The sequence below is a fragment of the Corallococcus sp. M7 genome, assembly GCF_054512695.1.
Map to the genome: position 1 here is coordinate 7878324 of NZ_CM137252.1, position 19312 is coordinate 7897635.

Sequence of the window (19312 nt, forward strand, 5' to 3'; positions counted from 1 at the left end):
CCCCGACCCCATGCGCCCTGCATCCCCCGTCCCCACCCTGTCCCCGCGACCCCGTCTGTCGGATTTCCTCCAGGGCGTGGGGGTGCTCGGCCGGGCCTTCAAGCTCATCTTCCGCTCGCGCCGCCTCTTCCTCCTCTCCAGCCTGTGCGCGGTCCTCACCGCCATCGCCCTGGTGGGACTGGCCGTGCTGCTCTACCGCTACGCCCCCGGACTCCTGGAGTCCGTGTGGGCCCGCCCCGAGTCCTGGTACGGACAGGCCGGCTGGTACACCGCGCTGGTGCTGGGCTCGCTGGTCGCCTGGGTGGTGGGCGCCAACGTGGTGCCGCCCCTGCTGCTCACGCCGCTACAGGACCCGGTGTCGGAAGCCACCGAGGCCGAGTGTGCGGGGGCGGACGCCGTGCTCTCACCCGCCTCCTTCCTGCGGGGCCTGACGACGGGGCTGTTGCACACGCTCGCCCGCATGGCGCTGCTCTTCCTGGGGCTGGCGGTGCTCCTGCCGCTGAACTTCGTCCCGGGCCTGGGCAGCGTGGCGTTCACCGTGCTGGCCAGCCTGTGGACCATGCTCTGGATGGCGGCGGAGCACCTGGCCGCGCCCATGACGCGCCACCTGTACCCCTTCGCCGAGGTGCGCCGCATGCTGCGCGAGCGCCGGGCCCTCTGCCTGGGCTTCGGCGCGGGCGTCTACCTGCTCCTGTGGGTGCCCATCCTCAACACCTTCTTCCTCCCGGTGGCCATCATCGGGGGCACCCTGCTCTACCGGGCCCTGCGGGAGACCGGGGACCTGCCCCCGCCGCCGGATGCCCGGGCGGATGCCCGGGGGGACGCGAAATAAAGGGGGACGCCGGCTGTCCGTACGTCCGGGCCGATCGGGAACGCATTGCCTGCGGCAGACGTTCTCGGTCGCTAGTGACAAGGCCATGCCTTGAAGCACCAGGAAGCCGTGATTAGGCTTGCCCGGCCGCTGCCAGGTCCCTTGGCTCACGTCGAACCGTTCGGATTCACAGGGCTTTTCACGCATCACCCGGGGCGCCTCTCGCGCCCCAGCTGGGATGAACCGCATGCCGCGTATCTTCCGCCGCATCACCGCCGTCGCCGTTCTGTTGGGGGCCTGGGCATTCGCAGGCAGTGACCGCGCCCCCCTCCCGCTCACCGTGGGAGCGGCGGAGGCGGGGCAGGACTCCTGGGACGGCGCGCTGCCTTCCGCCGGCAAGGGCGAGAAGGCCCCTCACGACCTCAACAGCCTCCGCGTCCTCACGAAGGTCATCCTCTACGTGAAGGAGAACTACGTCGACCCCAAGCGGGTGAAGCCCAAGGAGATGATGATCGCCTCCCTGGAGTACGTGGAGAAGAGCGTTCCGGACGTGCTCGTGGACGGCAACCCGGAGACGGGCAAGCTCAACGTCAACGTCAACGGCAAGCAGAAGGAGTTCGACATCTCCCACGTGGACTCCCTGTGGAAGATGTCCTTCGCGCTGAAGGACGTGTTCGACTTCCTGTCCAAGAACATGCGTCCCATCGAGGAGACGCGGGACATCGAGTACGCGGCCGTCAACGGCATGCTCTCCACGCTGGATCCGCACTCGGTGCTGCTGCGCCCGGAGCTGTACCGGGAGATGAAGCTCTCCACCAAGGGTGAGTTCGGCGGCCTGGGCTTCGTCATCCAGATGAAGGAGGGCAACCTCACCGTGGTGAAGGTGCTGCCCAAGACGCCCGCGTCGCGCGCCGGCATCCAGAAGGACGACCGCATCAAGAAGATTGGTGAGGAGTCCACCGTCAACATGGACCTCAACGAGGCCGTGTCCAAGCTGCGCGGTCCGGTGGACAGCCGCATCACCATCACCGTGGAGCGCGACGGCTGGGACAAGCCGCGCAACATGACGGTGGCGCGCGCCATGATTTCGATTGAGTCCGTGCAGCACAAGCTGCTCGCGGGCGGCGTGGGCTACGTGCGCCTGAAGAACTTCCAGGGCAACACCACGCGCGACCTGGAGGCCGCGCTGACGGACATCCGCAAGCAGGCGGACGCCAAGGGCGGCTTCAAGGGCCTCGTCCTCGACCTGCGCGGCAACCCGGGCGGCCTCTTGGAGCAGGCCATCCAGGTGTCGGACACGTTCCTGTCCAAGGGCACCATCGTCGCGACGGTGGGCTTCAGCGACAAGCTGCGCGAGGAGAAGCGCGCGCGCCCCACGGACGGCGAGGAGACCTACCCCATCGCGGTGCTGGTGAACGCGGGCAGCGCCTCCGCGTCTGAGATCGTCGCGGGCGCGCTCAAGAACCTGGACCGCGCGGTCATCATCGGGCGCCAGACGTTCGGCAAGGGCAGCGTGCAGGTGCTCTACGACTTCCCGGACGACAGCGCGCTCAAGCTGACCATCGCCAAGTACCTCACCCCGGGTGACGTCTCCATCCAGGAAGTGGGCATCGTGCCGGACATCCAGCTCGTGCCCACGCGCGTCACCGCGGACCGGGTGGACGTGTTCGCGCCGCGCAAGTCCATGGGTGAGGCGGACCTGGATCAGCACTTCGGCAACCCGGAGTCCTCCACCGTCGCCAAGAAGCGCGAAGAGGTGCTGGACCGCGAGAAGCCGGGCACCAGCCTGAAGTACCTGAAGGTGGACGAGAAGGCCGCCCAGGCCGCCGCCAAGAAGGAAGAGCCCAAGGAGAAGGTCGCGGCCAAGCCGGGCACCGGCGCCAAGGACAAGAAGGAGCACGGCCAGAATGATCCGCTCCTGGACGTGGACGTGGCCGGCCAGGGCGAGGACCTGGACGACCAGCTGGACGCGGAGTCCCAGGAGGAGATCAAGGAGGACTTCGAGGTCCAGTTCGCCCGCGACTTCGTGCTGAAGGTCCCGGCGACGAAGCGCGCCGAGCAGCTCGCCAAGGGCAAGCAGTTCGTGGAGCAGAAGCGCAACGAGGAGGAGCAGCGCATCAACAACGCCATCGCCGCGCTCGGCCTGGACTGGAGCCCCGGTCCCACGCCGAAGAACGTGCAGCTGGACGCCAGCTTCTCCCCGGGTGCCGACGCCAAGATCCTGGCGGGCGAGCAGCTGGACATGGTCATCAACGTGGAGAACAAGGGCACCGAGCCGCTCAAGCGCGTGCGTGGCTGGACGGAGAGCGACAACGCGTTCCTCGACCGCCGCGAGTTCCTCTTCGGCGCCATCGCCCCGGGTGAGAAGAAGTCCTGGAAGGTGCAGGTGCGCCTGCCCAAGGACCTCACCAGCCGCCGCGACGACGTGAAGGTGAAGCTGTTCGACGACAACGGCGCGCTGCGCGACACCCTGGTGTCGGAGCTGTCCTTCGTGGAGCTGCCCCGCCCCACGTTCGCCTTCAACTGGCAGGTGGTGGATGACTGCGCCGAGTGCAACGGCGACGGCGTCGTGCAGCGCGGCGAGGACGTCACGGTGGTGATGGACGTCACCAACACGGGCGTGGGCCCGGCGCTGGACTCGTTCGCGCAGATCAAGAACGGCGGCGACGCGAACATCTTCATCGAGAAGGGCCGCTTCAAACTGGGGGAGATCAAGCCCGGTGAGACCAAGACGGCGCGCTTCCAGGTGTCCCTGAAGAAGGCCTTCAAGGGCGACACCTTCCCGCTGAAGCTGGCCATCCTGGACGAGCCCCTGGAGGAGTTCGTCCTGGAGAAGCTCCAGCTGCCCGTGAAGGACGGCCCCGTCGCCCCGCTGGAGGCGAAGAAGGGCCTGGTGAAGCTTTCGGACAAGGCGGAGCTGTTCGCCTCGCCCAGCGCGGACGCGCGTCCGGTGGCGAAGCTGCCGCAGGGCGCCACGCTGGCCCTGGAGGCCACCACCAAGGGCTTCTACAAGGTCGCGCTGGAGAAGGACCGCTTCGCCTTCGTGCGCACCCAGGACGCGAAGGAAGTGAAGACCGGCAAGGCCGCGGCGCCCAAGACGGTGGCGTACACGACGACGCACCAGCCGCCGGAGATCAAGCTGGACGTGGATCCGTCCCACGGCGGCGTGGTGGTGAACGGCGACAAGTTCACCCTCACCGGCGCGGTGAAGGACCCCAACGGCCTGCTGGACGTCTACGTGCTGGTCAACGACCAGAAGGTCTACTTCAAGGCCGTGGACCCCAAGGGCGGCGAGCCCAACACGCTGAAGTTCACCTCCGACTTCGCGCTCAAGGAGGGCAACAACAACGTGCTGGTGGTGGCCCGTGAGAGCACCGAGTTCGCCAGCCGCCGCACCCTGGTCATCCGCCGCCGTCCGGCGGAGGTGGCCCAGAAGGTGACGACGCCCGCCGCCGCGGCCACCACGCCGGTGAAGCCGCGCCAGTAGGAATCCTCCTCCGGGGCCCTCCCCGGAGCGCCTGACCCACGGGCGGCTCGCTTCCAGCGGACGCTCCCCTCACACCAGGGGAGCGTTTCCCTGGAGGAGGGCCGCCCGTTTTGTTGACGCTTCATCGAGGGCCGATTTAGGGTCCGCCGGAGGTGGGCGCCCGCTTGGCCGGCATGCGTCCCGGAGGCGTGATTCCCCCATGCGGACGTTCAGTCGGTGGCTGGTGCTTGCGACGGCGCTGTCCGGGGCCGCGGCCCATGCGGACGACAACGACCTGGTCCTTTCCCGCTTCGGCGTCGAACGCCGGGGCGCCACTTCCATCATCACCGACACGCAGTTCGCCGAAGCCAGCGCGGACTTCCGTGCCTTCGCGCGCACGTTCGGCGCGGTGATGACCTCCGCGAACCTGATGCCCCCACGCACCACGGGCCACTCGGGCTTCGCGTTCAACGCGGAGCTGTCCGTCGTGTCGCTCCCGGACGACGTGCAGCTGCCCACGGAGGCCGAGCAGCCGGGCTCCGTGCTGGTGCCGTCCCTCCACGTGCGCAAGGGCCTGCCCTTCTCGCTGGAGCTGGGCGGGCGCGTGGGCTGGATTGAAAAGAGCAGCATGGTGACGGCCACGGGCGAGCTGAAGTGGGCCGTCAACGAGGGCTTCACCTACCTGCCGGACGTGGGCCTGCGCCTGCACGTGACGAAGCTGTTCGGCGCGCACAACCTGGACCTGACCACCACGGGCCTGGACATCGGCGTGGGCAAGCAGTTCCCGCTGGGCGGCATGGTGACGCTCACGCCCTACGGCGGCCTGGACCTGAACTTCGTCAGCGCCACCACGCGCACGCTGGACTTCGACCCGGGCCGCACCCAGGCGGACACGGGCGGCAACGACTCGCGCGACGCGCTGACCAACACCGCGCCGTACTCGCGGGTGAACGCGGGCGACAACCTCACCCCGCGCTTCTACGCGGGCGCGCGCTTCATTGGCGGCGTGCTGCAGCTGGGCGCGGAGATCTCGCTCACCAACCTGGGCAGCTTCGACCAGGAGGGCGCCGGCAGCCGCGACCTGCCCTCTGTCTTCGCCTTCAACACCACGCTGGGCCTGGACTTCTAGTCAGCGCAGGGCCTCGCGCACGCGGCCCGGGCGGTTGGTGATGAGGTAGGACACCCCCAGGTCCCGCAGCTCGCGGGCGCGCCGGGGGTCGTCCACCGTCCACGCCGCCACGCGCAGGCCCGCGTCGTTCCACGCCGCCACGCGCTCCTGGGTGCACGCCTCGTGGAAGGGGTGCACCGAGTGCGAGGACACCAGCGGGCTCAGCGCGTACGCCTGGAGCGCCCAGGGCTTGTCCGGGTCGATGAGGAAGCCCCGGCGCAGCGTGGGCGCCACCGCCGCCAGCCGGAAGAGGCACAGCGGGTTGAAGCTGGACACCACCACGCGGCCGGACAGGTCGCGGTCGCCCAGCAGCCGCGCCACGCCCGCCGCCAGGCCGCCGTCGTCGAAGCGGTCGCACTTCAGCTCGATGTTGACCAGGAAGTGCTCCGGCAGCGCGTCCAGCACCTCCTCCAGGAGCGGGATGCGCGCGGGGGCGAAGCCCAGGGGCGTGCCCACGTCCGCGCGGGAGAGCTTCCACCAGGGCGTGGTGCGCACCTCCCAGGGCTGCCCCGCCAGGCGGTCCAGGCGCTCGTCGTGGCACACCACCACCTCGCCGGAGCCGCACACCATGGCGTCCAGCTCCACGCCGTCAGCGCCCTGACGCACGGCCTCCGCGAAGGCCTCCAGGGTGTTCTCGGGAGCGTCGGCGCTGGCACCACGGTGAGCGAGCAGGAGCATGGGCGCGCAGTGTGCGCTCAAACGCCCCCCGTGCGCAGCGCCAACGTGGCGGGCGCGTCCAGGGGCGGACGCGGTGGCGCGACTTGCCTCGCGGGTGGGTTTATTGCAGTGTCCGACGCATGTTGGGCACCGGAGAGTTCCTCGTCCTCGGCTTCATCCTGCTGGTGGTCTTCTCGGCCGCCCGGATGGGGCAGTTGGGCAACGCGGTGGGCAAGTTCGTCTACTCGTTCCGCAAGGCGTCTCGCGGCGAGGACCTGGTGGACGTGAAGCACCTGCCCCACTCGCGCCGGGGCACCACCGACGCGGACTACACCGAAGGCTCCTCCAAGGACCGCCGCTCCTAGAACTCCTCCCCTGTCGGGAGCACCAGCGGGCCGGGCGGGCTGCCGGGCGCTGGCGCGAGCAGCAGGCGCGCGGCCTGCTGCCTCAGGGCGGGGAGCAGCCCCGTGTCCTCCACCAGTTCGCGCAGGTCCGCGGTGCCGAGCAGCGGCACCAGCTTGGCGCCCACCTCCGGCGGCAGGTACGGGTTGAAGACGAGCGCGCGGCGCACCTTGGGGCGCACGGACCAGCGCGGCGACTTCCAGATTTCGACGAGCGGCTCCGGACGCGCGGGCCTGCGCGCCGCGATGCGCACCACCAGCTCCTCCGTGAGGCGCGGGTTGATGAGCACGTTGCGCAGCACGGCCGGGTTGCTCACGGTGGCCAGGCGCGACAGCACGTCCGGGTCGCGCGTGAGGCGGGCCTGCTGCTTCAGGTGGCCCAGCGACTGGTTGGCGGCCTGCGCATCCGCGCGGGCGGCGGCGTCCGCGTCCAGCTCCTTGCGCGCGGGGCCCTGGGCGAAGAGGTCCGCCACCGCCTCCAGCGACTGCACGTGGGCCATGCGCCGGAGCGCCTCCACGTGGGGGATGTGCTCGGCCTCCTGGTCCAGCGCGGCCAGGAAGTCCGACAGCACGCAGGTGGCGGGGGCCTGACCGGCGCGGGACAGCGCCAGCAGGTGGCCGATGAGCTCGTTCGTGTCGAACGGCTCACGCCGGGCCAGCTCGCGCGCGGCGGCCTTGCGGCGCACGAGGGCGCCTCCGCCCAGGGCGTGCAGGTTGCGCGCGAGCGCGCGGGCCTCCTCCAGCGTGGACATGACGCTTCAGCCTCCCGTGCGGTCCGCGGTGGGTTCGGAGGGGATGGGCTCCAGCGTCACCTCCAGCCGGTGGCCGGTGAGGTCCGCGGGGAACTCCTGGAACAGCACCAGGAAGGGCACCTTGCCGCCCGGCGGCACCGGCAGGGACGCCGCGTCCATGCGCTGGCGGAGCGCGGTGGCGTCCTCGCGGGTGGTGATGGCGTGGAGCTCCTCCGGCGTGGCCAGCGCGCCCGCGAGGCCCTCCGTGGAGCGCACCCGCTGGTCGCCGTCGAAGAGGGCGGCGCGCACGCGCACGGCCGCGGCGGCGCCGGTGCGGTTCTCCGCCTCTCCGCGCACGACGAAGAGCATGCGGCCATCTCGCGTCTCGTAGAGGCCGTTGGACACGTCGCTCGCGATGAACGGGCGGGACGCGGGCATCACCAGCGTGCGCAGGCGGTCCGGGGACAACGTGGAGGGGTCCACCTTGCCGTCGCGCAGGTACATGGTGCCCAGCGCGCCCAGGGCCACCACCAGCGCGGTGGCGATGGTGAGGTTGAGGACCAGCCCCGTCAGCTTCCGCGCGCGGCCGGGCATCCGCCGCTGGGGCATGCCCACGTCCTCGATGCGGGCGGAGGGCTTGGCCACGGTGACGGCCGGCCCGGAGCGCATGCTGGCCAGGTCCACCACCTCGCGGCGGGGCGTGGTGATCTTGAACGGGTCGCCGTCGTCGTACGCCGGCACGTCGCTCAGGAGCGAGATGCCGCCGGGCTCCTCCACGCCCGCTTCGGCGGGCACGTCTCCCAGCAGCGCGGCGCGGCCGGTGTCGGAGGCGGCCATCCCCTCCTCGCCGGAGGCCCCGGCGCCGGAGAAGTCGAACAGGTCGCCCATCGGCTCGGGACCGACGTGGGTGTCCTCGCCAGAGGCATCCCCGGGCGCGGCGTACGGATCCGGACCGACGTGGGTGTCCTCGGGCGCGGCGGACAGGCCCGGGGACGGAGCCGCCACGTCGATGGATGCGAACGGATCCTCGCTCTCGAAGCCCTGCGTGGACACCTCCGGCCCCACCGCCGTGGCGCCACTGGGCGAAGGTGCCGCGGCGACGTTCGCGGCATGGCGCAGGGCCGCCGCGTCCGGGGCCGCCGGAGCATCGAGGGAGAAGTCGAAGAGCGGATCCGGCGCGAGGTCCGTCGAACCGGCGGCGGCCAGCCCCGGAGAGGCCACGGGCGCGGCCCCGGGCCGTGACGCCCCGGCAGGGACCGAGGCCAGGGGCATGCGCGCGACGGGAGCGCCCGCGGGAGGCATGGCGGCCCGCGCGGGAGCACCGCCCGACGGGGCCGGGCCCCCGCCCGGCCCCGAAGGCATGGCGGCACGCGCGGGAGCGGCACCAGGAGGTGGAGCAGCCACGGCCCCAGGAGGCATGGCGGCGCGCCCCGGAGCGGCGCCAGGAGGCGGAGGGGCCACGGCCCCAGGAGGCATGGCGGCACGCCCAGGAGCGGCGCCGGGAGGCGGAGGAGCCACGGCGCCAGGAGGCACCGGCCCCCGGGGTGCCACCGGCCTCGGAGGTCCTCCCAGAGGCGAGGCCTCTGCGGCGAACGCACCCGGTCCGCTCGGAGCCACGGCCGCCGGACGGGGCGCACCCGTGTTCCCCACCGCGAACGCACCGGGAGGCGCGGCCCGGGCAGCCGGAGGCGCGAAGGCCCCCGGAGGCACCGGGCGGGGCGCCGCGGCGGGAGGAGCAGCCACGGCCGGCGGGGGAGCGGCCACCGGAGCGCCCGGCGCCGGTCCATCCAGCATGAAGTCCGCGAACGGGTCATCCAGGTCCGGCACGACCGGATTCGGAGGAGGCGGCGGCGGGGCCGCCTGACGCCGGGACGCGACACCCGGAACCGGCGTGGGCGGGTCGAACGGCATCATCGCCCCGGCGGCGCCCGGCGCGGCGGGGGCCCGGCCGGGGGCCGCTTGCGGGGCGTCCACGTCGATGTCCACATCCACGTCACCCCAGGACTGGACCTGGGACTTCACCGCGGGGGCGCCCGGCGCGTAGTACGCGGCACCCGGACGGGTGACCTCCCCGGTGGGCTCCGGGGCGGTGCCGAACGCCTGGAACGGGTCCGCCTGCTCGGCCGGGGGGACGGCTGGCGGGGGGGCGCTCAGCGCCGGCGCGGGCTCACGCGCGACCCGAAAGGTGTTCTGACATTTGGTGCAGCGGACCTTGACCCCTTTTTCCGTCACCTTCTCGTCGGGGATCTTGAACCGCGTCTGGCACTGTTCGCACTGGACGATCATGGGGTCGGGTCGGGGGGACTCGGAGCATAGGCCCACCCGTCAACCACGGCGAGTCGGACCCGGGTAACTTGCTCGCTTCCAACCCCTTTGATACGAGGTTCGCCCCTTTGGAAATCAAGAAGTAAACCAGTAAATGCCAAGGCGCAGCCGGGGTCGGAGACGACAGACATGAGCGAGGCCGAGCAAGCAAACGCTCCCAGCAACACCAAGGAGCCGAAGATCATCAAGCGCTACACGAACCGGAAGCTCTACGACACCGTGGAGAGCCGGTACGTCACGCTCGATGAGATCGCCGCGATGATCAAGGAGGGCACCGAGGTGCGGATTGTCGACAACCGCACGAAGGAAGACCTGACCTCCGTCACCCTCGCGCAGATCATCTTCGAGGAGGAGAAGAAGAAGAACCAGATGCCGCTGTCGGTGCTGCGGGAGATCATCCGCCACCCCGGCGAGTCCATCTCCGGGTTCATCCAGAAGGAGGTCTCGCCGCGCGTGGCCTCCATCCGCGAGGAGGCCGAGCAGCGGCTGGACAAGCTGCTGCGCCGCGAGGACGGCAGCCCGCAGGAGGCCCCCCCCGCGGAGGTCCCCGCCGCCGCGCCCGCGCCGCAGGCCGAGGCCAACGCCGCGAGCCTCAACCCGGCGGAGCTGCTCAAGGCCAGCCAGCGCGCCTTCGAGGACTTCCAGCGCCGCATCGACGAGCGCGTGAAGCAGGTCGTGGAGAACCTCACCGGCAACCTCCCCGCCCTGGGCCGCGACATGCAGGCGCTCTCGCAGCGGCTGGAGGAGCTGGAGAAGAAGCTCGACGCCGTGGAGAAGGGCGACAAGAAGGACGGCAGCGCGTCCTGAAGCACCCCGGGCCTGAACGCCGTGGCGCCCGTGAGGAAGCGGGCGCGAAGGCGCTTCAGGCCACCTTCGACCGGGCCCGCTTCCGTTTCGCGGGAGGGGCCCCGCCGTGAATCTCCGCCGCGATGGCCGCGAGCATCCGCGCCCCCGGGCTCTGGGGTGCGTACTCCCAGATGGTCTTCCCGTGGCTCTGCGCCTCGTCCACCTTGACGCTGTAGCCCAGCGGCGTGGCGGCGAGCGCGTCCGGGAAGTACGCCCGCAGGCGCTCCAGGATGGCCGTGGCCAGCGCCGTCTTGCGGTACAGCGTGGGCACCACCCGGGTGACGCGGAGATCCGTGCGCCCCTCCGCCTCGCCCACCTGGCGCACCGTGTCCGCCAGCTCCGCGCACCCGTCCAGCGCCAGGTACGTCAGCGCCACCGGCACCACCACCTCCGTGGCCGCCACCAGGATGTTGCGCGTGGTGAGCCCCATGGACGGAGGCGCGTCGAACAGCACCAGGTCGTAGCCTGCGGCTTCCGCTTCCCGCATGCGGTCCGCCAGCCGGTGCGCGCGGCGCGGGTCCTGCGCCACCACCACCGGGAAGTCCGCCATCTCCTTGTACGCGGGCACCACGTCCAGCCCGCTCACGCCCGTGGGGCGCACCACGGAGGCCAGGGACACCTCCGGGTCGGTGAGCAGGTGGAAGACGTTGCGCGGCAGCGTGCGCACGTCCACGCCCAGTGACTTGCCCGCGTGGCCCTGCGTGTCCAGGTCCACCAGCAGCACGCGACGGCGCTGCTCCAGCGCGAGCCACGCGGCGGTATTCACCGCGAGCGTCGTCTTGCAGGTGCCGCCCTTCTCGTTGATGAACGCGATGCGCCGCATGGCCTTTGAGGGCGTGCCGCGCCCTACCCCTTCTTCTTCGAGGACGTGTTCGACACCAGCGTGTCCACCTTGCCCTCGACGGACGCGAGCAGCTTCTCCAGGTCGTCCACCTTGGAGCGCAACTGCTCCAGGTCCGCCGTGGACGGCAGGTTCATGGCGGACAGCGCCGTGCGCAGCGCCGAGTCCAGCGTCCCCTTCGCCGCGAGCGAGCGGGACACCAGCGTCTGCACCGCCGCCACGAACTTCTCGTTGGAGAGCAGCTGCTGCGCGAGCTTGCCCACGCGCTCCTCGCCCGTCTCCACGAGCTTCTTCATCACCGGGTTGTTCTTGAGCATGGTCTTGGAACCGTTCAGGTCCGGCCCACCGCGCAAACGGCATCTTGGCCGTCGGGACAGGCGGGACGTCAGGAAGAGGACGCCGCACTCTGGGAGGGGCCAACGCGACGTGTCAAGCAGGGCAACATTGGGGATTTCCGCTCGTGGACTCTCGTTGACTCTCCGGGAGCCCATCCCTACGGTTCGCGCGCCCTCTATGGCCGGACTGCTCGACAAACGCCTGTGGATCGTCTCTGGCAAGGGGGGCGTGGGGAAGACGACCATCGCCGCCGCCCTGGCCCTGGCCTCGGTGCGCGCCGGCCGGCGCACCCTGGTGTGTGAAGTGAACACGCAGGAGCGCGTCAGCCGCATCCTGGAGCTGCCCGAAGCGGGCCCGGAGGTGAAGCTGCTGGAGGAGAACCTCTGGGCGGTGGACGTGCGTCCCCAGGAGGCCATGCGCGAGTACGGCCTGATGGTCCTGCGCTTCGAGACCCTCTACAAGACGGTCTTCGAGAACCGGCTGGTGCGCTACTTCCTGCGCTTCATCCCGTCGCTCCAGGAGCTGGTGCTGCTGGGCAAGATCCTCTTCCACCTCCAGGAGAAGCTGCCGGACGGCCGCTGGAAGTACGACACGCTGGTGCTGGACGCGCCCGCCACCGGGCACGCCATCTCCTTCCTGAGCGTGCCGCAGGTGCTCCTGCAGACGGTGCCGCCGGGGCCCATGACGCGCGAGGCTTTGAAGATGCGCGACCTCCTGGTGGACCCCTCCGTCACCGCCGCGGTGCTGGTGGCGCTGCCGGAGGAGATGCCGGTGAACGAGGCGCTGGAGCTGCACGGCGCGCTGAGGGACCGGGTGCACATCCGCACGCACGCGGCGGTGCTCAACCAGGCCTTTCCCCAGCGCTTCACGGAGGCCGACCTGGAGGCGCTCGCGGGCCACCCGGAGCTGATGCGCGTGGCCCAGGCGCACCATGACCGCGCGTCGCAGGCGGTGCTCGCGGGCACGAAGCTGGAGCGCAACCTCCACGCGCCGGTGTACACGGTGCCCAGGTTGTTCGTGCCGCGCTTCGGACGGGACGCGGTGGAGACGGTGATGGGGCACCTGAACGCGATGGTGACCGGAGGCACGGGAGCATGACGGCGCTGCAAGCGGCGCTCGCGAACAAGCGCGTGCTCATCTGCGTGGGCTCTGGCGGCGTGGGCAAGACGACGGTGGCGGCGACGCTCGCGCTGCGCGCGGCGGTGGATGGCCGGCCCAGCATCGTGTGCACCATCGACCCGGCGAAGCGCCTGGCCAACTCCCTGGGCCTGTCCGGCCTGGGCAACACGGAGGCGGAAGTGCCGGCGTCCGTGCTGGAGCCCCTGGGCGTGAAGCCCAAGGCGGCCCTGCACGCGATGATGCTGGACATGAAGGCCACCTGGGACGACCTCATCACCCGCGTGGCCCCGCCGGAGCAGCGCGAGCGCATCTTCGCCAACCGCTTCTACCAGTCCCTCTCCACGGCCCTGGCGGGCAGCCAGGAATACATCGCCATGGAGAAGGTCTGGGACCTGCGCCGCCGCACGGACTACCAGTTGGTGGTGCTGGACACGCCGCCCACCGCGCACGCGCTGGACTTCCTGGACGCGCCCAACCGGGTGCTGGACTTCCTGGACAACGAAGCGGCCAAGTGGCTGCTCACGCCCGCGCTGAAGGCGGGCAAGGTGGGCCTGTCCCTCTTCAACCTGGGCGGCAGCTACGTGACGCGCGCGCTGTCGCGCTTCACCGGCACGGAGATGCTCCAGGAGCTGTCCTCCTTCATGCTGACGCTCTCCTCCATGAACGAGGGCTTCCGCGAGCGCGCCCGGGGCGTGCGCGAGCTGCTGGAGGACAAGACGACAGGCTTCGTGCTGGTGACCAGCCCCAACCCGGAGCGGCTGGACGAGGCCATCCACTTCCACAAGCTGCTCAAGCAGAACCGCATGGAGATGACGGCCATCGTGGTGAACCGCGTGCACCCGCTGCCCACCCAGGCGCAGTGGGAGGACGCGGCCACGCTGACGCCCACCCGGCGCGCGAAGGTGGAGGAGACGCTGCGCGAGCTCCAGGTGCTGGCGCAACAGGACCTGGAGGGCATGGCGCAGCTGCGCGAGGCCTGTCCGGGCACGCCCCTCATCCAGGTGCCGCGCTTCGGGCTGGACGTGCACGACCTCACCGCGCTGTGGGGCACCGGCCGCTACCTCCTGGGCGACGACGTCCTCGCCTGAGCGCCCTCCCCCACCCCGCGTGACGAGCCAGAGGCCCGGAGCCGCCGGGCATTTCCGGCGCGCGGGGGCGTTCACGCCGCGCGGCAGGGCACCCGGGGCCATCCCGCATTAGACTGGCGGGTGCTGGAAGCACCGCGGAAGAGCGCTCCGGGAACCTGGCGGGTCTCCGGGGTGTCGATGTCCGGGGCCGCACCGGATGGGAGTGAGCTGCATGCACGGCAGGAAGCGGATGGAGTCGGCCGGCGTCGCCCGGCGGTGGCTGTGGGTGGGCGTGTTGGACCTGGGCCTGACGCTCACGGGCTGCCGCACCACGGGCGCGGCGGCGAAGCCGGACGCCACGGCGAACAAGCAGGTCGTGGAGTTCGACCCCGTCACGGTGACGGCGGACCTGGAGCTGGACAAGCTCAACGACGAGGAGCTCTTCGCGGGCGGCACCTCCGCCTTCGCCGCCAACGACTTCAAGCAGGCGGCGCGCTACTTCGGCCGGCTCGCGGACTTCCACCCCAACAGCCCGCACCGCCGGCAGGCCCTCTACAACGCGGGCCTCGCGCACCAGCGCCTCAAGGAGTGGGACGACGCCTACGGGCGCTTCTCCGACCTGGCGGAGCCGGAGAAGGGCCAGGGCGACGCGCTGGACGCGTCCTTCCGCGTGGCGGAGACGCTCTACCACCTGGAGCGCTACGAGGAGGCGGTGAAGCTGTTGACGACGCTGGCCTCGCGCGCGGACCTGCCCGCGGGCCGCCGCATCGAGGCGCAGGTGCAGCAGGGCATCTGCCAGGTGGAGGCCGGCCGCACCGACGACGCGGAAGGGACGCTGCGCAAGGCGCTGGCCGCGTATGACGCCCTGCCGGACAAGGCGGAGGTGGAGGACTACTTCCCCGCCCAGGCGCACTTCTTCGTGGGGGAGATCTACCGGCTGCACTACGAGGCCGTGAAGCTGGAGGCCAGCCGGGGCAGCGACGGGCTGGCGCAGGACCTCAACTACAAGGCGGAGCTGCTCCTGTCCGCGCAGGGCCACTACCTGCGCGCCATCCGCGTGGGCAACGGCTACTGGGCCACCGCCGCGGGCTCGCAGATTGGCGCCCTGTACGAGAACCTCCACGAGCACATGGTGAACTCGCCCACGCCCCCGGAGCTCAACGCCGAGGAGGCGGAGGTCTACCGCCAGGAGCTGCGCAAGAAGATCCGCGTGCTGCTCACCAAGTCCATCAACATCTACGAGCGCACGCTGGAGGCCGCCGAGCGCATCGGTTCCCAGAACGCCTTCGTGGACCGCACCCGCCAGAGCCTGGAGAAGGTGAAGTCGCTGCTGCTCGCGGACGCGGACGCCGACACGGAGTCGGACGAGGTCTCCGTGCCCATGCCCGCCTCCAACGCGGGCGCGAAGCACCGCTAGCGCCCTTCGCCGGTCATGGAACCGCTCTTCACCCCGGAGCAGCTCGCCGACATCCACGCCTACCACCAGCCCTATTACATCCGGGCGGCGGTGGACCCGCTGGTGCGGCTGGCCCTGTCCGCGCTCATCCTGGCCGTGCTCGTGCGGCCCGTGTACCGGGGGGCGACGGCCGCGGCGGCGTCGCTGGAGCGCAGGTTTGGCGGGAAGCTGCGCAAGGCGCCGGTGAGCCGTGCCTTCTTCAGCGCCATGGACCGGCTGTGGGGCGAGCCCGGCTGGGGGGCCGCGCTGCTCTTCGCGCTCTTCATCGACCTGGCCACCCAGCTGCTCTACGCACCCGCGAACGTGTACTTCTTCTACGTGCTGGAGCACCGGCACGACCTGTCCAACGACACGCCCGCGACCTTCGCGTGGATGTGGTTCAAGGGCACCCTCGTGGGCGCCATCGCCCTGACGGCGCTCGTGGTCGGCCTGTATGGCCTGGCCCGCCGCGTGCGCCGGTGGTGGCTGGTGCTGGGCGTGCCCGTGGCCCTGCTGATGCTGGTGTCCTCCGCCCTGGACCCGTACCGCGCCCGCCTCTACTTCGACCAGACACCCTTGCAGGAGGGACCGCTGCGCTCGCGCATCACTGAGTTGATGCGCAAGGCGGACATCACCTTCTCCGACGTGGTGGTGGAGAAGACATCCGTGGCGTCCAGGCGCATCCAGGCGTACTTCGCCGGCCAGGGCCCCACGCGCACCATCGTCCTCAACGACGTCATCCTGAAGGAGCTCGCGGAGGATGAAATCCTGGCCGCGGTGGCGCACGAGGCGGGCCACGTGAACGAGCCCCGCTGGCCCGGCCGCATCGTCTCCTCGCTCGCGGTGCTGGCCCTGCTCTTCCTCATCGACCAGTTGCTGCGCCTGTCCGCCCGCCGGGGCTGGTGGGGCGTCCAGCGCTCGGGCGACATCCGCACCCTGCCGCTGGTTTCCCTGGTGGTGTTTCTCCTCATCACGTTCGCGGCGCCCGTGTCCGGGGCGCTCTCCCGCGAGCGCGAGCGCGAGGCGGACCGCTATGGCCTGAACCTCACCGGCGATGCCGGCGCCTTCCGCCGCATGCTGGTGAAGGCCGCCCGGGTGAACAAGATGGACCCCGAGCCTCCCCGCTGGGTCGTGCTCAAGGGCATGAGCCATCCCCCCATCGGGGAGCGGCTCGTCGCGCTCGACACGCCCTGAACCCGTTTCAAGAAGCCGCCGGTGGATGGGCCTCCACACCATTCCCCCTCGCCATCCAGGCCCACCCTCCGGCCGGCCGCCCCCGGACCGCTCCCCAACTGTCCGGTGGCACATCCGTCTTGAAACGTCTCTCCCCTCACCCGCTCACGTCGGCGGAGCGCCCTCCTTCAGCTTCTCCACCGCCACCAGGGTGATGGCCTTCACCAGGGCCTTCGCGCGGCGTCCCGCGGACGTCTCGCCATGCGGATCCACCTCCACCGCGTTGGCGATGTCCGTGAAGCCCTGACGCTCGCCCCGGCGCAGGTGCAGCTCGCCCCGGCCCGTCAGCGCCACGGGGTTGCGCGGGTCTCCGGTGAGCGCGTGCGTGTACTCGGTGAGCGCGTCCTCCACCCTCCCGAGCTTCTGGTACACGGTGCCCAGCGCCGCGTGCGCCGCGGAGTCCTTCGGGTTCCCCTCCACGAGCCCCTCGAAGAGGATGCGTGCCTCCTCCAGCCGGCCCGCCGCCGCCAGGTCACAGCCCACCTGCGCGATGGCCTTCGCCTCCTCGAAGGTCATCCCCTCCACCTCCGCCCAGGTCGTCTCCCCCCGCGCGAACGCCTTCAGCCTGCGCGCCGTTCCGGTCTCCATCGTCAGTCCCTCGCCGCCTTCGTGCTTGATGATGCGTCCCATGGCGGCCCTCACGCGCTGCGCAGGTTGGAGATGGCCGTCTTCGCCATCTCGTTGAACTTCGAAGACATGTTGCTCATCAGGTCGAACATGGCCTTGCGCTTCTCCATCAGCGTCTGAAGCCGCAGCTCCAGCTCCTGCATGCTCGTGTCCAGCTTCGCGCCGCGCGCCTTGTCCGCGTCGCTGTTGCCCAGCGTGGCGCGCTCCTCACGGGCGCTGGCCATCTCGTTCATCACGTCCAGCAGCTCGTCGTCGGTGTCGTTCGTGATGCCCATGAGCAGGGCCTGCACCTTCTGCTCGATGCTCAGGTTCGGGTTGTCCACGATGTCCCGCGCCCGCGAGCCGCCCGTGCTCCGGCCGCCGCCGCTCGACGGCTTCGGCACCGAGTCCAGCGCCGCGTCCAGGTCTTGCCAGCCGGTGATGCCGTCCCGTCCGCCGCCCGCCGCCATCTCCAGGCGGTGCCAGTACTCCGGGTGGTCCGTGAAGAACTGCGCGGCGCGCTTGAGCGTGGAGGACGCCGCCGGGCTGTCCAGCACCGCCGCCAGGTCCGCCATCGTCAGCTTGCCGTCCTTCGTCCCCTTCGCCGTATCGAAGGTGTCCCAGTTCTCGTCCAGCACCTGGAGCGCGTCGGTGTACTCCTGGAGGTCCGGATCCGCCGCCCCCGTGCCCCCGCTGCCCCCCGGCCGTCCCGTGCCCCCGGTGCTTCCGCCGCCATGGCCCGGCCGGCCCGACACGCCACCGTCCGTGCTCCCCGTGCCACTGCCCGGCCGCCCCGTGCCGCCGGTGCCCGGCCGTCCTGCCCCGCTTCCAGGCCCCGGCCCTGAGCCCCCGCCGGTCTTGGGCGGCGCGCAGTCCGACGGCGCCGGCTCACAGTCCTGCGGCGCGGGAGACGGACGGCCCGGCCGCTCCGGACGTCCGTACTTCGCGAACTCCGCGGCCAGCCGCTTGGACTCCTGCTGGAGGCCCACCAGCTCGATGCGGTCATCGTTCAGGCCCGGCACCTTCAGCATCAGGAGGTTCTTCTTCGCCGTGTCCACCTGTTCGAAGAAGGGCCGGTTCTCGACAAGGAACCTCGCCGCGTCCCGGAGAGACGGCGACACGTTCTTGTCCTGCGAGATGCGCTGGAGGTCCGCGTGCGACAGCGAGCCGTCCTTCTTGCCGTCCAGCAGGTCCAGGTAGCCGAAGTTCGCCTCCAGCGTGCGCAGCGAGTCCGCGTAGTCCAGCAGCTTGGGGTCCAGCGGACTGCGGCTTCCGGACGCGCCACCCGCCTGCGAAGCGCCCGACGAAGCGGAGCTCGCGTAGCCCGCGCCCGCCTTCGCCGCGTCCTGGGGCGCGCGGTACTCCGTCTTCGCGGAGGGGTTCTTCTTCAGCTCATCCGCCACGCCCAGCGCGCCGCTGGCCGCCATCATCACGTTGCCGCTCATTACCCCCGCGGCCGTCTTGATGGAGTTCGTGAGGACAGGGGGAAGCCCCAGGGCGTCCCCCGCCAGGTCGGTCACGGCGGCCATGGGACCGCCCAGCAGGTTCGCCACGCCTTTCAGGATGTCGAGCATCAGTACTCCCGCGCGACGGGTTGGAGTGGGTGCTGCCAGGTGCCGCGCGCCGTCTCTTCGGACGCGGACAGGCATTGCAGCGGCGGTGCCGGGCGGCCCGGCGCGCGGGGCGAGTCGAAACGCGGGGTTGGCCCACGGGGCCCGCCGTCCGCGTCCCCACCCACGGACGGGTCGGTCCGCCCGCGAGGATTGCGGCTAGAGTCCCGCGCCCATGCGCACCTTCGGGCTCGACTACGGCACCAAGACCATCGGGGTGGCCGTCTCGGATGGACTGGGGCTCACCGCCCAGGCGGTCACCACCGTGCGGCGCACGTCGCTCAAGGGGGACCTGGCGGAGCTGTCCCGGCTCGTGAAGGAACACGAGGTGACGCGCTTCGTCCTGGGGCTGCCCCTCAACATGAACGGCTCGGAGGGGCCCCGCGCGGAGGCCTCGCGCAAGTTCGCGCAGGTGCTGGAAAGCGCGCTCGGACTGCCCGTGGAGCTGTGGGACGAGCGGCTGTCCACCGTGGCCGCCCAGCGCACCCTGCTGGAGGCGGACGTGCGCCGGGAGAAGCGGCGCGAGGTCATCGACCAGCTCGCCGCGCAGTTCATCCTGCAGGGCTGGCTGGACGCGCACCGCCCCAAGGATGAGGACGGCTACGACGACGACAACTACGACCCGGAGGGCTGAGCAGCACCTCCGGGAATCACTGACGC

17 protein-coding genes are annotated in these 19312 nt (G+C 71.0%); 10 read left to right on the forward strand and 7 right to left on the reverse strand.

Annotated elements, in window-relative coordinates; genetic code table 11:
- Positions 1-10 precede the first annotated feature (10 nt).
- The 3 genes from ACX114_RS31520 to ACX114_RS31530 all read left to right on the forward strand — a co-directional run bounded on the left by ACX114_RS31520 (position 11) and on the right by ACX114_RS31530 (position 5406).
- Positions 11-832 carry an EI24 domain-containing protein gene (locus ACX114_RS31520; protein ID WP_459290685.1) on the forward strand — a complete coding sequence of 274 codons (822 nt, stop codon included), beginning with the start codon at positions 11-13 and terminating at the stop codon, positions 830-832.
- 217 nt (positions 833-1049) lie between these two features.
- Positions 1050-4298 (forward strand): MXAN_5808 family serine peptidase, encoded by a 3249-nt coding sequence (locus ACX114_RS31525; RefSeq protein ID WP_459290687.1) that lies wholly within the window; start codon positions 1050-1052, stop codon positions 4296-4298.
- A gap of 199 nt (positions 4299-4497) precedes the next feature.
- The gene (locus ACX114_RS31530; protein ID WP_459290689.1) at positions 4498-5406 is read left to right on the forward strand and encodes a hypothetical protein; all 909 of its coding nucleotides are present in this window, start codon (positions 4498-4500) and stop codon (positions 5404-5406) included.
- On the opposite strand, the gene ACX114_RS31535 is transcribed toward ACX114_RS31530, so the two are convergent.
- On the reverse strand, positions 5407-6123 hold the full coding sequence (locus ACX114_RS31535; RefSeq protein ID WP_459290691.1) for a glycerophosphodiester phosphodiesterase: 717 nt from the start codon (positions 6121-6123) through the stop codon (positions 5407-5409).
- A gap of 119 nt (positions 6124-6242) precedes the next feature.
- Between ACX114_RS31535 and ACX114_RS31540 the strand changes: the two genes are divergently transcribed.
- Positions 6243-6467, forward strand: coding sequence for a twin-arginine translocase TatA/TatE family subunit (locus ACX114_RS31540; protein WP_043322039.1), 225 nt, complete (start codon positions 6243-6245; stop codon positions 6465-6467).
- Here ACX114_RS31540 and ACX114_RS31545 read toward each other — a convergent pair.
- Positions 6464-7255 (reverse strand): hypothetical protein, encoded by a 792-nt coding sequence (locus ACX114_RS31545; RefSeq protein WP_459290693.1) that lies wholly within the window; start codon positions 7253-7255, stop codon positions 6464-6466. The two genes, ACX114_RS31540 and ACX114_RS31545, sit on opposite strands and share 4 nt — an antisense overlap.
- A 6-nt stretch (positions 7256-7261) precedes the next feature.
- Positions 7262-9520: a zinc-ribbon domain-containing protein gene (locus tag ACX114_RS31550; protein ID WP_459290695.1), complete on the reverse strand. Its 2259-nt coding sequence runs from the start codon at positions 9518-9520 to the stop codon at positions 7262-7264.
- Positions 9521-9688: 168 nt separating this feature from the next.
- Here ACX114_RS31550 and ACX114_RS31555 point away from each other — a divergent pair, with 168 nt between their 5' ends.
- Entirely contained in the window at positions 9689-10366 is a 678-nt protein-coding gene (locus ACX114_RS31555; RefSeq protein WP_459290697.1) for a polyhydroxyalkanoate synthesis regulator DNA-binding domain-containing protein, read from the forward strand.
- A 55-nt stretch (positions 10367-10421) separates the two neighbouring features.
- Here the strand turns inward: ACX114_RS31555 and ACX114_RS31560 are convergent, their stop codons facing one another.
- A complete protein-coding gene (locus ACX114_RS31560) occupies positions 10422-11228 on the reverse strand; it encodes a ParA family protein (protein ID WP_459290701.1) in 807 nt (268 codons plus the stop codon).
- A 23-nt stretch (positions 11229-11251) separates the two neighbouring features.
- Entirely contained in the window at positions 11252-11563 is a 312-nt protein-coding gene (locus tag ACX114_RS31565) for a hypothetical protein (RefSeq protein WP_459290703.1), read from the reverse strand.
- Between the two features lie 196 nt (positions 11564-11759).
- On the opposite strand from ACX114_RS31565, the gene ACX114_RS31570 reads away from it, so the two are divergent.
- From ACX114_RS31570 to ACX114_RS31585, 4 genes are all read left to right on the forward strand, one after another.
- Positions 11760-12680, forward strand: coding sequence for an ArsA family ATPase (locus tag ACX114_RS31570; protein ID WP_120592027.1), 921 nt, complete (start codon positions 11760-11762; stop codon positions 12678-12680).
- Positions 12677-13789 carry an ArsA family ATPase gene (locus ACX114_RS31575; protein ID WP_459290706.1) on the forward strand — a complete coding sequence of 371 codons (1113 nt, stop codon included), beginning with the start codon at positions 12677-12679 and terminating at the stop codon, positions 13787-13789. Before ACX114_RS31570 ends, ACX114_RS31575 begins: the two co-directional genes overlap by 4 nt.
- Before the next feature lie 211 nt (positions 13790-14000).
- Complete coding sequence (locus tag ACX114_RS31580; RefSeq protein ID WP_459290708.1) at positions 14001-15185, forward strand: tetratricopeptide repeat protein; 1185 nt, start codon at positions 14001-14003, stop codon at positions 15183-15185.
- 15 nt (positions 15186-15200) lie between these two features.
- Entirely contained in the window at positions 15201-16397 is a 1197-nt protein-coding gene (locus ACX114_RS31585; RefSeq protein ID WP_459290710.1) for a M48 family metalloprotease, read from the forward strand.
- Positions 16398-16541: 144 nt separating this feature from the next.
- Here ACX114_RS31585 and ACX114_RS31590 read toward each other — a convergent pair whose 3' ends face one another.
- Both ACX114_RS31590 and ACX114_RS31595 read right to left on the reverse strand, forming a co-directional pair.
- On the reverse strand, positions 16542-17066 hold the full coding sequence (locus tag ACX114_RS31590; protein ID WP_120592023.1) for a tetratricopeptide repeat protein: 525 nt from the start codon (positions 17064-17066) through the stop codon (positions 16542-16544).
- An 8-nt stretch (positions 17067-17074) separates the two neighbouring features.
- A complete protein-coding gene (locus ACX114_RS31595; protein WP_459290713.1) occupies positions 17075-18616 on the reverse strand; it encodes a hypothetical protein in 1542 nt (513 codons plus the stop codon).
- Between the two features lie 211 nt (positions 18617-18827).
- On the opposite strand from ACX114_RS31595, the gene ruvX reads away from it, so the two are divergent.
- The gene (ruvX, locus tag ACX114_RS31600) at positions 18828-19286 is read left to right on the forward strand and encodes a Holliday junction resolvase RuvX (RefSeq protein ID WP_459290715.1); all 459 of its coding nucleotides are present in this window, start codon (positions 18828-18830) and stop codon (positions 19284-19286) included.
- Positions 19287-19312: the final 26 nt, after the last annotated feature.